General features: G+C 61.7%; 13 protein-coding genes and 1 tRNA gene. 5 read left to right on the top strand and 9 right to left on the bottom strand.

The window, feature by feature from the left end; all coding sequences use genetic code 11:
- Window positions 1-19: 19 nt before the first annotated feature.
- Both ACRQHG_RS07130 and ACRQHG_RS07125 read left to right on the top strand, forming a co-directional pair.
- Entirely contained in the window at window positions 20-616 is a 597-nt protein-coding gene (locus ACRQHG_RS07130; RefSeq protein WP_435713179.1) for a YbaK/EbsC family protein, read from the top strand.
- A 187-nt stretch (window positions 617-803) separates the two neighbouring features.
- Window positions 804-888: transfer RNA gene (locus ACRQHG_RS07125), tRNA-Ser, on the top strand.
- Between the two features lie 198 nt (window positions 889-1,086).
- Here ACRQHG_RS07125 and ACRQHG_RS07120 read toward each other — a convergent pair.
- Window positions 1,087-1,467, bottom strand: a complete 381-nt coding sequence (locus ACRQHG_RS07120) for a hypothetical protein (RefSeq protein WP_435713180.1) — start codon at window positions 1,465-1,467, stop codon at window positions 1,087-1,089.
- Window positions 1,468-2,177: 710 nt separating this feature from the next.
- Here ACRQHG_RS07120 and ACRQHG_RS07115 point away from each other — a divergent pair.
- Window positions 2,178-2,549, top strand: coding sequence for a hypothetical protein (locus ACRQHG_RS07115; protein WP_435719854.1), 372 nt, complete (start codon window positions 2,178-2,180; stop codon window positions 2,547-2,549).
- 307 nt (window positions 2,550-2,856) lie between these two features.
- Here ACRQHG_RS07115 and ACRQHG_RS07110 read toward each other — a convergent pair whose 3' ends face one another.
- Window positions 2,857-4,425: a uracil-xanthine permease family protein gene (locus ACRQHG_RS07110; RefSeq protein WP_435713492.1), complete on the bottom strand. Its 1,569-nt coding sequence runs from the start codon at window positions 4,423-4,425 to the stop codon at window positions 2,857-2,859.
- 421 nt (window positions 4,426-4,846) lie between these two features.
- Between ACRQHG_RS07110 and ACRQHG_RS07105 the strand changes: the two genes are divergently transcribed.
- On the top strand, window positions 4,847-5,443 hold the full coding sequence (locus ACRQHG_RS07105; RefSeq protein ID WP_026429025.1) for a LytR C-terminal domain-containing protein: 597 nt from the start codon (window positions 4,847-4,849) through the stop codon (window positions 5,441-5,443).
- A 105-nt stretch (window positions 5,444-5,548) separates the two neighbouring features.
- On the opposite strand, the gene ACRQHG_RS07100 is transcribed toward ACRQHG_RS07105, so the two are convergent.
- Genes ACRQHG_RS07100 through cysS form a run of 4 tightly spaced genes read right to left on the bottom strand, consistent with a single transcriptional unit; the run spans window position 5,549 to window position 10,177 of the window.
- Entirely contained in the window at window positions 5,549-6,097 is a 549-nt protein-coding gene (locus ACRQHG_RS07100) for an ASCH domain-containing protein (RefSeq protein ID WP_435713491.1), read from the bottom strand.
- On the bottom strand, window positions 6,090-7,652 hold the full coding sequence (locus ACRQHG_RS07095; RefSeq protein ID WP_435713490.1) for a hypothetical protein: 1,563 nt from the start codon (window positions 7,650-7,652) through the stop codon (window positions 6,090-6,092). Before ACRQHG_RS07095 ends, ACRQHG_RS07100 begins: the two co-directional genes overlap by 8 nt.
- Complete coding sequence (gene rlmB / locus ACRQHG_RS07090; RefSeq protein ID WP_435713489.1) at window positions 7,624-8,646, bottom strand: 23S rRNA (guanosine(2251)-2'-O)-methyltransferase RlmB; 1,023 nt, start codon at window positions 8,644-8,646, stop codon at window positions 7,624-7,626. Before rlmB ends, ACRQHG_RS07095 begins: the two co-directional genes overlap by 29 nt.
- A gap of 7 nt (window positions 8,647-8,653) precedes the next feature.
- A complete protein-coding gene (gene cysS, locus ACRQHG_RS07085; protein ID WP_435713488.1) occupies window positions 8,654-10,177 on the bottom strand; it encodes a cysteine--tRNA ligase in 1,524 nt (507 codons plus the stop codon).
- Window positions 10,178-10,347: 170 nt separating this feature from the next.
- Between cysS and ACRQHG_RS07080 the strand changes: the two genes are divergently transcribed.
- Window positions 10,348-11,745 (top strand): MFS transporter, encoded by a 1,398-nt coding sequence (locus ACRQHG_RS07080; RefSeq protein ID WP_435713487.1) that lies wholly within the window; start codon window positions 10,348-10,350, stop codon window positions 11,743-11,745.
- A gap of 910 nt (window positions 11,746-12,655) precedes the next feature.
- On the opposite strand, the gene ACRQHG_RS07075 is transcribed toward ACRQHG_RS07080, so the two are convergent.
- From ACRQHG_RS07075 to ACRQHG_RS07065, 3 genes are all read right to left on the bottom strand, one after another.
- A complete protein-coding gene (locus ACRQHG_RS07075; protein WP_284890381.1) occupies window positions 12,656-13,189 on the bottom strand; it encodes a CarD family transcriptional regulator in 534 nt (177 codons plus the stop codon).
- 234 nt (window positions 13,190-13,423) lie between these two features.
- Window positions 13,424-14,113: a response regulator gene (locus ACRQHG_RS07070; RefSeq protein ID WP_026429031.1), complete on the bottom strand. Its 690-nt coding sequence runs from the start codon at window positions 14,111-14,113 to the stop codon at window positions 13,424-13,426.
- Window positions 14,114-14,122: 9 nt separating this feature from the next.
- Window positions 14,123-15,394 (bottom strand): sensor histidine kinase, encoded by a 1,272-nt coding sequence (locus ACRQHG_RS07065; RefSeq protein ID WP_435719853.1) that lies wholly within the window; start codon window positions 15,392-15,394, stop codon window positions 14,123-14,125.
- Window positions 15,395-15,497 lie beyond the last annotated feature (103 nt).

Raw genomic sequence — 15,497 nt, 5'->3', positions numbered from 1 at the left:
GAAATCAAGGAGTATCTATATGAGTGAATCCGTACCCGAAACTTCTTACAGCGCGAACGTGGATCGCGCGCTGCTCGGTGATCTTCCCTGGCAGCCCGCGCTTGAGCATCTCGATTTGCTGGCCGCTCCAGTGGCGGCGGGGTTGCAGGCCGTTGCACAGAACCATCCTGAACTGGGCGCGCAAGCCCTGGTCACGGAGATTGATCCGGAGTTCGCGGATACCGAACCGATGACGGGGCATTACGGGCTCGATTTGGCGGTGTCATGTAATTGCGTGCTGGTGGCCGGCAAGCGTGAAGGTGAGGAACGGGTGGCGGCCTGCGTGGTGCGGGCAACTACCCGCGCGGATGTGAACCACGTGGTGAAGAAGTTCCTCAACGTTCGCAAGGCTTCGTTCTGGCCTACCGAGCTGGCGGTGGAAGCTTCGGGTATGGAGTACGGCGGGATTTCCCCGGTTGGGGTTCCGGCCGCATGGAATCTCCTCATTGATGAGCGGGTGGCTGCCGGGACGGCCCTTATTGGCTCGGGGCTGCGCCGCTCGAAGCTCGTGGTGCCGGGGGCGCTGCTCGCGCAGCTACCCGGCGCGCACGTACTAAGCAACTTGGCGATTGAGTAATTGGGAATTGAGCAGTCGGCAATCACGCAGTTCGCAATCGAGTAATCGGTGATCGAACTGACTGGCGACTGAATAATCGGCGATCAAACTAGCTGGTGATCGAATAACGTGGGCATCACCTCATCATGCTGAGTGGTGCTCGCGCCCGAATCTACGCTAAGCTGTACAGGCAGTTTAAAACTGCCCTGGAGGATTCGCCTAGTGGCCTATGGCGCACGCTTGGAAAGCGTGTTGGGTGCAAGCCCTCGGGGGTTCGAATCCCCCATCCTCCGCATGTGATCTAACTCTCAGGTCGAGAAATCGGCCTGGGAGCTAGTTTTTTGTTGATAGACCGCCGAAAAATCGGGGTCCAGTGAGGCTCTGAGCGCTCTCCCGGTTGCCGTTCTTCATCGGCCTTGAGGGGTACTTATGGGTGCCTTGGGGGTACATTCAGGGGTACTCGTTCGGGGTACAAAGTAGTACCCCCAAAGCTAGGCAGCAAGCTGGCTGACACGCCCCGCAGTAATACCGAGAGCGGATGCGATATCCCGCGTCGAGTACCCCTCCTCCCGCAAAGCATGAATCGAACGCAAGGTTGCTTCTTGCAGACGGGCCTGTTCAGCTTGGAGTTCGAGTCGCTTCTTGGCGATTGCGAATGCCGTTCCAATTTCCGTGCTTAAGCCTTCGCCGGCTTCTAGCTGGATGTTGAATGTGGCGCCGTCTGGTAGATCTGCAGAGAGGATGATTGCGTCGGTCATTCCCTTGCAGAGTTTTTTGAGGGTGGGAGCGAAGCCGAGTGCACCGGGATACTCAACCCCTTGACCAAGCCAGTCACCATCCTCCCTAGTTACAGTCACACGGTAGGTTTCCATTTTGCGAGCTGCCCTTCCCCCAAGTATTGGTGCGAGTTACTTTTCGACCGTCGCTAACATTTCGATGCGCTTGTTGATTTCCCTCGCCTTCACACCTACGAATTTAGTCGATAAACAATATAGTGTCAAGCGACTAAACATCCCGAGTTTCGCGGACATCAGTGGCACAAGCGGTGTTTTTCCGAGATGTACTGCGCGCGTACAACAAATGCAGTACAGCTCCGAAAAGACATAGCTCCCCCGCCGGGGCACGTGTGACTGCTGAGTATCTTGGGACTACAGCACTTCCCACACAGTACGACTTAGAACTCCTCACACCCCTCGTGCGCAAATTAACAGCTATTGGCGCAGTAGGAATGTCCAACCTCGTTTGGAAGATATCTGAGGGGACCATGCGAACGAAAACCAAGGGCGGCAAACTTGCCACTTACCACAACTCCGGTAAGGACGTGAAGGAAAAACCCAATTTGTTTACCCCCATAGACGGAGCATGTTTACAGGGGTAAACTCTCCGTTATGAAACGGGCCCACCTCTTGAACGAGCTCAAGAAAATCGCGAAACAGACCGGCCACACGCTCGTAACCACTGAAGGCACTCGCCACACGCGCGTTACCATCGGCAACGTAAGCGACATCGTGGGGCGCCACCGCGACATTCCAGAGGAAACCGCAAAGGCCACAATCCGTAAATTCAGGAAAGGACTAGGACTATGAGCAGGACGCACGTGAGAGCCTTCCGCGACCACGGATGGTGGGGGCTCGAACTTACAGTAAACGGGGAAATCTACCATTCCCAAGCCCGCAGACTCGACGAAATTAGCGATATCGTCGCCGATGCACTCAATCTTCTTAATGTTGAAAACCACGGGTTCGATTTAGTCATAGACGTTGGCTCAACCGCTGAAACTATTGCTCAGGCCAAGAAACTATCCCAGCAAGCTCACGAACTTCAATCACGCGCATCGCAAGCTACACGAGAAGCCGCTACCAGCTTGCGATCTTCGGGTATGACCGTCCGTGAAGTTGCAGAAATTATGGAGCTCTCACCCGGACGCATTTCCAAGATTCTACAAACAGCCTAGGAACCACGAAATCTCACAGAACACCCACGCTTTGACTAGCGTGCTGTGCGATGCTTATCCATAACCGCCGCGGGGCGGGAAGCTTCTTCGGCTTCCCGCCCCACGTGCATCCATTTATTTTTTGAGACCGGCGCAGTCCTCGGCAGAGTTCCGGTCAAGCCCGGCCGAGTTTCAGCCAGATTCCGATCCAGATCCCGGTCCAGTCCCGACCAGCTCCCGCCCCGGACCGCCACATCGTGAGCGAAAGTCCGGGGCGCTTAGCTGCGCCGTCGTACTAAGTCGTACTAAGTCGTACTACAAGGTGCCGCTAGTTGCTGGCGGGCGTTCCGTCCGCACCGCGCGAAGCATCGCGCGAAACGTCCGCGCCGCTCGCGTGATCCGCACCGGCGGAACCGCCCGCGTGCGTCGCGCCTTCAGCATTCCCCGCAATCCCCGCGATTTCCGCGAGCTCCGCAAGGTCCGGCGCGCTCTGCACCCGCTGGCTCGCCGGCGTGCGCGCCAGCTTCCCATCAGGCTGAACATCCCAGGACCGCTCCAGGTGACCTTCCGCAAGTTCCGCACCCGCGGGGGCCGAGGCCGGCGTCGCCGGTTCAAGAGACGTACCGCGCAGGCGCGAAACCGCGCGCATGCAGTGGTAGATGATAATGGCACCGAAGGAACCGAGCGCGATCCCCTCGAAGACCATGTCCCCCACCGTCCAGGTGTAATTCGCGATCGCCACCACCATCGCCACCGCGGCGGTATTGAGGTTGACCGGGTCGGAGAAGTCCACGCGGTTCTGCACCCAGATACGCACCCCGAGCATGCCGATCATGCCGTAGAGGATCGTGGCCGCGCCGCCCAGCACCCCGGGAGGAATCGTCGCAACAACCACGCCGAACTTCGGGAACATGGACAGCACCAGGGCCGTGACCGCCGCCACGATGTAGGCCGCGGTCGAGTAGACGCGGGTCGCGGCCATCACGCCGATGTTTTCCGCGTACGTCGTGGTACCCGAGCCCCCGCCCGCACCGGCGAAAACCGTGGACAGACCGTCCGCGAAGAGCGCCCGGCCGGTCACGCCGTCCAGATTGCGCCCGGTCATCGCGGACACCGACTTCACGTGGCCCACGTTTTCCGCGATGAGCACCAGCACCACCGGGACGAACAGCCCCAGGGTAGATACATCGAAGGCCGGGGCGTGGAAGGTGGGGATGCCTACCCAGCTGGCGTCGCCAATCGCGGAGAAGTCCACTTCGCCGCGGATGCAGGCGCATACATAACCGATAATCACACCGATCAAAATGGACAGGCGCCCGATAATTCCCTTGAAGAGGACCGTCACCGCGAGCACCGCCACGATGGTCACCACCGCGGTCACCGGCGCGGCCTTGACGTTATTCCAGGCCGCGGGGGCCAGGTTGAAACCGATGAGCGCCACGATTGTGCCGGTCACCACCGGGGGCATGAGCTTGTCGATCCACCCCGCGCCGAAGACCATCACAATGAGGCCGACCAGCAGCAGGGCCGCGCCCGTCGAAATAATGCCACCCTGCGCGAGCGCCATCCCGTGCGAATCGATGGGGCCGCCACCCTGGGTGTAGCCGGTCACCGCACCGATGGGCGCAATGAGGGCAAAAGAAGAGCCCAGGTAACTGGGCAATTTTCCGGCGGTAATAAGGATAAAAAGAAGGGTTCCGCATCCCGTGAAGAACAATGTCGTCGAAGGATCGAAACCCGTTAGTAAGGGAACGAGGAACGTTGCGCCAAACATTGCAACAACGTGCTGCATTCCAATGCCGATTGTGGCTGGCCACCCCAGCCGTTCGTCCGGTTGAACCACCTCACCCGGCGCGATGCGCACACCGTCGCCGTGAAGTTTCCATACTTGTGCCATGAATGCTCTCCTCGTTGCTCTTCGCGCGGGCTTACCCGCGCATAGAAGGAATGGGTTCGCAATCTCGCAGTGGCGCGACCGGGATACCGCGTGGCGACCGGCCCGCCCACACTCGTTTGAACCTGAATTAGTGTATGGCTTTTTGCGGACGGTGCAAGTCCCGCGCGGCTCGCTTCACAGGGGCGACGACGCCGCTACCGCTCAAAAACTAGGTAAACTCTACGTAAACAAGGTGACATGGGATGTGTCACACCTCCGGGCTTGGCGAGACGGTTGGCGACGGATGCGGCGGTCGCGGGGTTGGCCACGGGCTTGGCCGCGGGGCGGCAGCACTGCTTGGCAACGGGCTTGCCGAACAGTGCGGGCTATCTCCCAGCGCGCGCAGCTGCTTTTTCGGGGCCGGTGAACTAGCGTTAAACCCGTGACCCAGCAGCATCTTGGGCCCCGCGAGGCCTACCGTCGTAAGATCCAGCAGCGCCAGACCGTGGTGTTCAGCATCGTGTCCGGGGCGCTCGCACTTGTTTTTGCTCTCTGCCTGCTCATTTGGCTCGGCATTATCCCCTCCCCGATCAATAAGGAATTCGCGGCGGACCCGGATCCCGATGAGGTCACTATCCCCTGCCTGAGCGGCCCCACCGCGCCGCTGGAGCTTTCGAAAATTAACGCGAATGTGTATAACTCGACATCGTCGAGCGGACTTGCGGCGGAGGTTGCGCATAACCTCGCGGAAATGGGTGTCACGGTAGGGACGACGGCGAACTGGCCAGCCGGTGTAGATAAATACGGTGCGATTGTGCAGGCTGGACCCGATGGCCTGGCTGCGGCCTACACCCTGGCAACCTTCATTCCCGATTCGGTGGTGGGATTCTCTAATGACACCACGGGCCAAACGGTCACGGTGATCCTGGGTGAGAAATTCGATGCACTGCGCAGCCCGGAAGATGCTGCCGCCCAGCTCACCGACGGGCAGCTCACGTCCCCGGGCAATTGCGTGCCGGTGAGCGAAGCGCGGAAGTAGACGGCTTTAGCTACGCGAGCGGGGCGGATTAGCGCCCCGCCCCACCGCGCGCCTTCGGGGCCTGGGTTGCTGGCGCTTTATACGCGGCTAGCTCGCGCGGCCACGCTACTTGCCTGCCACCGCGCCTGGCCCGAGGTGATCATCGCGGTCCGAGTAGAGCACGGTGAAGCGCTCCACCACCACATCTCCGGCCGGATCAAATTCCAGCCCGGCCGCTGCCGCTTCCGCCCGGAAGAATTCCGTGTGGGCGGCGCGCCAGCTCTCCAAGCTGCAATCCCCTTCGCCTTCAGCCTGCGCGATCTGCGCGCTGACCTCCGCAAAAGGCATGACCTCCACGCTATCGGTGCGAATAAGGGCACGCGGGCGTTCCTCCCCATCCAGCACAATCGCCAAATCGCCTTTTTCGGGAAGCGGCACATTTTCGGCGCGGTAGCTATCCGCCCAGCTTGACGTGGCAGTTTTCTTCCCCGCCACGATGAGTTCAGCGATCTCGGTAGCCTCTTCGGAGGTCAAACCGAAGCTAAATGCCGGGGGCCGGAAAGCGGAAATTGATTCGCCACCGGTGATGACCTCAAGCGGGTTGATTTTCCCGCGCGTGACCGCGCGGGCCCAAAAAGCTTCGAGGAAGCCTTCTACCTGGGTGTTCTCACTCATGAGCGCCCTCCTCGGACGGTCCGGATAGTTCGGACGGTTCAGACAGTTCGGACGGTTCGGATGCGTGTTTCGCGGCCCCCGGGTTCAAACCTTCGGCTTCCAGTGCGGCGTTAAGCCACTGGGTGGTAAGAATACGCACCAGAGCATTAGCCCCCAGGGCCCCGCCCGCGATGGTCAGCGCGCGATACCCGCGTTTATTCCAGCGCCGCGCCCCGGCGATAACCATCGCCAAGCCCAGCCCGGCCTGCGCGGAAGAAATAATCTCCAGCAGCCGCGGATGGTCCAGGTAGAGGCGCCGATACACTTTCCACATTCCGGCCGGGGCCGAACCGTAACCGGATACCTCATAGGCCAGGGATGCTTTCATGCGTTCCGGGAAAGCCTGCGGGGTAAACACAGTTGCTTCCGGAAGATCCGCCGGAATATCCGCAGCTTCCCGCGCCCCGCGCAGCACTTCACCCACCGCGGCCGGCAGGCCCAGCACTTCGAGGAAGCGCGGCACCGCTTCGGATACCGGGGCGGTGAGTGCCTCGGTGAGGTCCCCGGCATCCACCTCCGGGAAATCGTCAAGAATACGCCGCACCCGCGCCCCCGCTCCCAGTTCTTCCCGGGAGAAGGCCGCGGCGGCGCTATTGGCTTCCACGTGCGGAAGATCCTGGAGGGTATCCAGCCACTTCCAGTAGGTGATCCCCGAGTTTTGCCGGATCACCAAGACCGGGTTGCGCCAGCTGGGCGCCGCTCCCGCGGTGGAAAGCACGATCACGAATCCGGGCCGCCGCCCGATTTCCGCATCGCGAGCCAGAGGCACATCAGCCACCATGACATTGGCGTTCCCGTGCGCGAAAACAGCCACCGGTTTTTTGATGCGAGCCGCCAGGCCCGGCACCCGCGCGAAAGGCACATCGGAAATAGCCACCATGGGCCCGTCGTGCATGGTCGGGATTTTGCCTTCATCGCCGGGCAGCAGCGGGGAATCGGAAACCGGAGCGAAAGCCTGAGGTTCCTCCACTATCGGGTTCGCCGCGGCCGGTTCCGCCGCGTGAGCGGCGGCGTCGTCGTGCTGAAGGTGCGCATCCGCGTACGCGAGATCCGCTTCCGTGACATCCACTTCACCCAAATCAATATTCGGGTACACCACGTAACCATCCACCTCGATGTGGATTTTGCGCAGCTCGTGATCCATTTTTTGGGCGAAATCCACGAGGTTGAGGCCGGGCACGATGCCGGGTTCTTCCTCCCGAGTGCTCGCGCCGGTATCGGCGTCCGCACCGGCTTCGGGATCCTCACCGCTTCCGGAATGCTCCGCGCTTTCCTCGCCAGCCGGCGCCGGCGTGCCGCTGGACCCACTCGATTCGGCTGCTTCCAGCACGCTCCGGATCGTGGCGACGCGGCGCCGCTTGCCGGTCACCGCGATTTCAAAACGGAAAATATCGCCGTCGTGATCCCCGCGGACCACCACGCCTTCGCGCGCGAAGAATTCCTCGAGCTGGGCGGGGCTGGTCAGGCTCTGGTCGAGCCGCTGCACCTCACCGCGAACCGGCCTCCACTGATACATTGTCCCCTCCGTTCATCCGTGCCCGGATCCGATCGACCTGGTAGAGCGAAATTCCCGTGGCGACCGCGGCGTTGAGCGATTCCATGCGCGCGGCAATCGGAATCGAGGCAATCACATCGCATTTATCGCGAATGAGCCGCGCCAGCCCGCGCCCTTCCGAGCCGGTCACCAGCACCAGCGGCGTATCGGCCAGGCTGAGGTTCTCCACCGTGGTGGAGCCGCCGCCATCCAAACCGACCACGAAATAGCCCATTTTCTTCAGCTCATCAAGCGTGGAAGCCAGGTTCGTAACCCGCGCGGTCGGCACAATCGACACCGCACCGGCCGACACCTTCCACACGGTGGCATTCACGCCAGCCGCGCGGCGCTCCGGCACAATGACCGCGTCCGCGTTGAAAGCCGCCGCGCTGCGCAGCACCGCCCCCAGATTATGCGGGTCGGTCACCGAATCGAGAGCCACAAAAAGCGGCAGCGGCCCGCCCGCTTCGTGGCGCTCCAGGGCCGCGCTCGCTTCCTCAATGGCATCCGCGTACTCGTAGGGCGGCACTTCGATGGCCACGCCCTGGTGCACGGCGTTATCCGTCATCCGGTCGAGCTCCCCGTGGGAAACCTCCACCAGCGGGGCGCCCAGCGCGGTTGCCTGCGCCGCAAGCTCCGCCAGGCGCTCATCGCCCACCGCGGAAGTCTGCATAAAGACCCTGGTCAGGGGCACGCTGGCCCGCACCGCTTCGCGTACCGGGTTGCGCCCGCAAATCAGTTCGTGCCCGGGGGCGAGATGCAGATCGCGGCGCAGCTTGAAACTGGAACGCTCGCGCGCTTCGGCTTGCGCCTTGCGGGCATCGCGCACCTGCTTTTCCTTATAGGCCTTGTGGTAGACCCGTTCCTCCGCTTTCGGGGTGGGGCCCTTGCCCTCCAGGCGCCGGCGGTTATTCCCGCCCGAGCCGACCGTGGCGCGCTTCTTGCCCTTGGGGCGCCGGGTGCGTCCGTCTCCCATATTTCTCCTACTTTTCTTCCGCGCCGGTGGCGGGCTTTGCTGTTGCGGTGGCGGGCTTTTCCGTGCCGGTGGCGGGCACTTTCGCCGCGGTGGCGGGCTTTTGCGTGTTTTCTAGGTGCCAGTGCGCGCCGTCCGCGGAATCTTCCACCGCAATGCCGGCCGCGTGCAAAGCATCGCGGAGCGCATCGGCCCGGGCCCAGTCTTTCGCGGCGCGCGCGGCCGCGCGTTCCTCCAGCATGGTATCGACGACGGCGCCCAGCGCCCGCGCGGTTGCTTTGTCAGCCCCACTGGAATTACGCCAGGGAGCGGCCAAGGGATCCAGCCCGAGCACATCGAGCATGGCCCGCACCCGCACCTGGGCGGCGCGCACTCCGGCGCTGTCCCGCTCCGCGAGCGCGGCGTTCCCGCGGCGCACCTCCTCATGGATCGCGGCCAGCCCACTCGAGACATTGAGGTCATCATCGAGGGCCCGCACGAATGCTTCGGGTAGATCCGCCGGACCCACCGCCGCGATTTCTTCCGCCGGTACTTCTTCAGTGGCAGCCACCGAGCGTTCCACGAAGCCGGCCAGGCGCTCCCACACCGCCCCGGCTTCCGCCAGGTTTTGCGGCGAGTAATCCACGGTGGAGCGGTAATGCACCGTTCCCAGCGCGAAACGCACCACCGCCGGGGATACCTGCGCGGTAACATCCTCCAAAGAGATGACATTCCCCAGCGACTTACTTATTTTTTCGCCATTAACGGTCACCCAGGCGTTATGCATCCAGTACCGCGCGAAATTCCGCCCGGCAGCATGCGCCTGCGCTTGCTCATTTTCATGGTGCGGGAAACGCAAATCGATCCCGCCGCCGTGAATATCAAATTCCTTACCCAGGTAGTGGGTGGACATCGCGGTGCACTCCAGGTGCCAGCCCGGCCGCCCGCGCCCCCAGGGAGTATCCCAAGCCGCGCTTTCCGGTTCGCCCGGCTTGGGGGCCTTCCACAGCGCAAAATCATGCGGATTGCGCTTATCAGCTTCCCCGCCTTCCTCATCCACCACCATATTTTCGAGCTTTTGGCGGGTGAGGGAACCGTAATCGGGTAGCGATGCGACGTCGAAATACACATTGCCGGGCTTGCCCACATAGGCGTGGCCGGCGTCGATAATCTCCTGAATAAGCGTGATCATCTGCGGGATATGCCCGGTAGCGCGCGGTTCGTACGTGGGATCCAGGATGCCGAGAGTGCGGTAGGCGGCGCTGAATTCCTTTTCGAAACGGTAGGCCCAGGCCCACCACGGGGCACCGGCCTGCGCTGATTTATCGAGGATCTTATCGTCAATATCGGTGACGTTACGCACCAGGCGCACCTCATTGCCGCAGCGGCGCAGCCACCGCACCAGCACATCGAAGGCCAGGGCGGAGCGAATATGCCCGATATGCGGGGACCCCTGCACCGTAGCGCCGCACAGGTACACACTGACCTTCCCGGGTTCCAGGGGAACGAAATCCCGGACGGCACGGGCTGACGAATCATAGATCTTGAAGCTCACGTAGTCAGTTTACCCGCTCCCTGCCGGCCAGGCAGCGCCCTTCCTCTGCTGGTGTACCGAGACTGCGCAACTGCGCCGTGGCCGAAGCTGCGTCGTCGTACCTATCCCCGTACTACTCCCCCGCGAGCGCCGTTCAACGCCTCGTTACCCTCCTCGCCTACGATGAAGCCATGCACAACACTTCCGCGACGCCAGGCGCGAGCATGCCGCGGGCCGCCTCGCAAGACAGCCCGCAGACCAGCGCATCCGCTATCCCGCCGGCCACCCCGCCCGCGCGTTCCGTTCTTTTCAACCGCCGCGTGCTCCCGTGGGCGCTGTGGGATTGGGGTTCGGCAGCTTTTAACGCCGTCGTCACGACCTTCGTTTTCACCCCGTATCTTTCTAACGAAAAATTCTTCGGAACCCAAGCCAATGCTTTGATCGGCTGGGGCCTGGCGCTGGCCGGGCTGCTCGTGGCGCTTATCGCCCCGGCGGTGGGGCAATGGGCAGACCGCTCGGGGAAGAAAAATTCCCTCCTCACCCTCACCACGCTCGTCACGATTGTGTGCATGGCGCTGCTGTTCCTGGTGGCGCCCTCGCCTTCCTACCTGTGGCTCGGGGTGGTGCTGCTAGCCGTGGGCAATATTGTTTTCGAGATTGGTTCCGTGGTCTACAACGCAATGGTCACCGATATTTCCACGCCGGCCACCCTGGGCCGCATCTCCGGTTTCGGCTGGGGCATGGGGTACGTGGGCGGTATCGTGCTGCTCCTTATTCTGTTTATTGGTTTCATCAGCCCGGATACCGGCTGGTTCGGGGTGACGAGCGCGAACGGCATGAACATCCGCGTATGCATGATCGCGTGCGCGCTGTGGACGCTTGTTTTTTCCGCACCGCTCATGGTGCTGTCCCGCGACGAAGCCCCGCGCGGGGAACAATCCCGCGGCGTCATCGCCGCCTACCGGGCGATTTTCCGCTCTATTGCACGGCTGTGGCGCGCGGATCGCTCCACGTTCTGGTTCCTCATTTCTTCCGCGATTTACCGCGACGGCCTGGCCGGCGTCTTCGCCTTCGGCGGAGTGCTCGCGGCCCGCGTTTTCGGTTTCACGCCCGGGGAAGTCATGATCTTCGGCATCGCGGCGAACGTCATCGCGGGGGTTGCGACCATTGCGTTCGGGTGGTTGGAAGATATTATCGGCGCGCGCCGCGTTATTTTGATGTCGCTCACTTTGATGATCGCGTGCGGCTGCGTGTTGTTCTTTATGCACGACGCCGGAAAATCCCTCTTCTGGGTCTTTGGCTCCCTGCTGTGCATTTTCGTGGGGCCGGTCCAGAGTTCTTCGCGTACCTACCTGGCGCGGCGTGCCGGCAAAGAAAATAGCGGCGAGCTTTTTGGCCTCTATGCAACCACCGGCCGCGCGGTTTCTTTCCTCACCCCGGCCCTCTATTCGGCTGCGATTATGAGCTTCGGTTCCCTGGCAGGGGTGAGCGGGGATGCCGCGGCCCACTACGGAATCCTCGGGATTATCGCGGTGCTCGCGGTGGGGCTGGCCGCTTTCTACGGTTCGCTGCGCGCCGGGCGGCGATAACTCTGGCATCGGCCGCCGGGGAGCCCAGCGCTAATCTGCGGCGAGCCACCGCAGTCCCAGCGGGGCACTATATGTTTTCAGACCTGTAGTGCATTTGTCGTACATGCGAAGTACACCCCAGAAAACACACCGCCTCCGCCGGTGCGGCGTAGGTGGAGCGAGTCGTTCTCAAGCGCCGATGCTGCACAACATGCATTTTGGACCGTTGGGTGCGCAGAATGTACGGTCCTGACAATAAAACAGGGAAAAACTGTCACCCACGTACATTCCGTTAGCCGGCCTAGTCTCTCATCTCCTCGAAGTGAGCATTACAGACAACACACCCCGCGTAGTGTGCATATGAAACACGAAATCGCCCCGAAACGGTGCTCTCCTACGCACTTTCTTTCGTGGGTCGGCTTGAAGCGGGTCAGGGGCGTACTCGGCGAGGCGGATGCCGGATCGGGGTGGTGGGGCTGGCCTCCAGCCCCACGATGTGGCGCCAAAGTGGTACTAGAGAACATCGGACTGCACAGAGTGGTACTACACGACAGAAAACCGTGCTTTGACCGTAGCTCCAGTACCACTCTGTTCGTGATCGCCGAGTGCCGAGGCCACGCTGGTGTAAGCAGCGATCACAAAGTGTAAATCCCGGACGGTCGGGCTCGCGTAGTGCAAGCCCAGAGCAGAAATCGGGCCAAAATGGTGCGTGGATTTGCACCCTGTTGTGAACTGAGGACAGCCCGCCAAGAGCGATTCATTTTTCTATCCCAGAGGCGCCCCGGGCCAGCTGGCGGCGTCGTCGAACCTTAATACGTGAAGCGGCCCGGGAGAATTCCCGGACCGCTTCATTCACACGGATCTCAAAACGTGCCTGTGCCTCAAAACGAGCGTGCGCCGTGAAACAAAGGCGCCACGCACCTGAGGCGAACTAGGCGGAAGCCTCGGTACCTTCTTCTGAGCTGCTTTCCCGGCCTTCGTTGCCTTCGGCGAGGATCTCATCGAGGAGTTCCCCGGCTTCTTCTTCGCTCAATTCGCGGGCGAGGGCAATCTCCGAGCAGAGGATCTGGCGGGCGCGCTGAAGCATCCGCTTCTCCCCCGCCGAAAGGTGGCGGTCGGTATCCCGGCGGGTCAGGTCGCGCACCACTTCGGCTACCTTATTGACATCCCCCGAGGTGAGCTTTTCGGTATTCGCCTTGAAACGCCGGCTCCAATTGGAGGGTTCTTCCACATCTTGTTCGCGCAGGACCCGGAACACCACTTCAAGCTGATCTTCGTTGGAGACATCACGGACCCCAACTTCCTCAATGGATTCGGCCGGAACCTGAATGACCATATCGCCCTGCATGACGTTAAGCGTGAGATAGGTGCGCTTTTCACCCCTGATAATCTTGTCCGAAATATCAGTAATTTCCGCTGCCCCGTGATGCGGGTAAATAACGGTTTCTCCGACCTTGAACGGCATTGAATCAGAACCCTTTCTCCGCTGCGCGTTCGCGCAATATGCGCATATCCGATAGACATTTTACCATTGACGGTGTAGTCTCTGATCTTTTTTGCGCTGCAAGCCACAAAGCGCTGAGGTGCGGGCCACAAGTTCGCAGGCAGGCGGGCCGCCTATAGTTCGCAGGCAGACCGGCCGTCCGCTCACCGGCACGCGGGCACGCGGGCAGCCGCCCGCGCTCACGCCCGGCCGCGACTACTCAGAAACCAGCTTGTAGCCGAGCCCGCGCACCGTCACTAGCGCGGTGGGCGCGGAGGGATCCACCTCGATCTTCGAGCGAATCCGCTTGACGTGCACATCCAGAGTCTTGGTGTCACCCATATAGTCGAGGCCCCAAATGCGGTCGAGGATCTGGGGGCGGGTAAGCACCCGGTCCGGGTTACGCAAGAAGAGTTCGAGGAGTTCGAATTCCCGCAGCGGCATGCTGATGAGTTCCCCGCCCACGTAGACTTCGTGCTTATCGGTATCCATTTCGACCCGGCCCACCCGCAGCACATCTTCGTCCACGTCGTCCGCGGCCCCGGTGCTGGCCCGGCGCAGCACCGCCCGCACCCGCGCCACGAGTTCCCGGTAGGAATACGGTTTGGTCACGTAATCATCCGCGCCGACTTCCAAGCCGACCACCTTATCAATTTCAGAATCCTTGGCGGTGAGCATAATGATGGGCACATCTGAGGTGGCCCGAATCCGGCGGCATATTTCCTCCCCGGACATCCCGGGAAGCATGAGGTCAAGAAGCACCACATCGGGGCGTGCCACCCGGAATTGTTCGAGAGCCGCGGTGCCGTCCGCGGCGGTGACCACCTCGTAACCGTCCCGGCCCAGGTTGAATGCGAGGGTATCGCGGTAGGTCGGTTCGTCATCAACAACAAGAATCGTGGTCATGGTGTTTCGTTACTTCCTCTCCGAATGCTCGAGCAGATCGGTTTCAAGACTAGGAGCCGGCGCAGAATTTCCATCAAGCTCGGTGTTCCCGGCCAACGCAGCGCTACCAGCCGGCACAGAACTACCCGCCGGCTCAGAACCAGCAGCAGTGTCAGGAATATAGGGCTCGGGCAGGCAGATGGTGAAGGTAGAACCCTGGCCTACCTTGCTCCACAATTTGATGCGCCCGCCGTGGTCCTGGACCACGTGCTTGACGATAGCGAGGCCGATCCCGGAGCCCCCGGAATTGCGGTCCCGGGCAGCGTCCCCGCGGTAGAACCGTTCAAAAATACGCTCGCGTTGCGCCGCCTCAATTCCTTCACCTTGGTCGACGACGGAAATAAGCACCCGCCCATCCGCCAGCGATGTTGCTATCGAAACCCGCCCGTGCGGCCGGGTGTAGCGCACCGCATTATCCAGAAGATTGCGGATCGCGGTGGCGAGCATGCGCCTATCGCCATACACCGTCAGGCCCGGCTGCCCGCCACTCACAATTTTCACCCCGCGATTGGCGGCTTCCACATCCATCCGCGCAACCGATTCCGCCACCACCGCATCAACATCCACGAGCTCCGTGGTGGTCAGCGCATTACCCTCTTGGAGGCGCGAAAGCTCAATAATGTCCTGGACCAGGCCGCGCAGGCGCACCACTTCGGTATCCAGCTGAGCGGTGAAATGACGCACCGCCTGCGGATCATCCGCCGCGCTTTCCAGGGTTTCCACCAACAAAGAAATCGCCCCCACCGGGGTTTTCAGCTCGTGGGACACATTGGCCACGAAATCCCGCCGAGTTTCCTCCAGTTTGAGCTTCTCAGTATTGTCCTCGAAAAGCACGAGCACCCGCCCGCCGGATAGCGGCGCCGCGTAAACCATCAAGCGGGTATCGCTCTGATTTTTCAGCGTGGAGCGCTTAATGGAGAGCGGGCGGGAGAGTACCTCCCCGGTATCGCGCACCCGCGCCACCAGCTGGATGAACTCCGGGCGCACCAGGCGATCATCACGCACCAGCCCGAAACTGTAGGCCTGGGTGGAGGCACGTTCCACCACATCGAGCGCGGACACCAGCACAAAGAATTGCGGAATCGCCTCGAGGACTTTCACGGCATCCTCCACCGGCTCCACCGTGGTGGTCACCCGCAGCGGGCGCAGGGAGCGCTGCGAATAGGCGAAAGCCAGAGAGGCGATAATGCCCACGGCGATGCCTCCGCACACCGCAGCAAGAACAGCGATTCCTTCTACCATGGTTCCAGATTAGCCTGTCCAAGCTCAGCCTGGCACGCCCCACAGCCCCGAAACCCCGCTATTTACCTACTGTTTACGCAATATGCCGCTAGTGTTAACCCCG

The organism is Actinotignum vesiculae, from assembly GCF_051267215.1.
Lineage (GTDB): Bacteria > Actinomycetota > Actinomycetes > Actinomycetales > Actinomycetaceae > Actinotignum > Actinotignum schaalii.
Note: the sequence above shows the minus strand (reverse complement) of the source record. Positions and strands in the feature narration are given on the sequence as shown.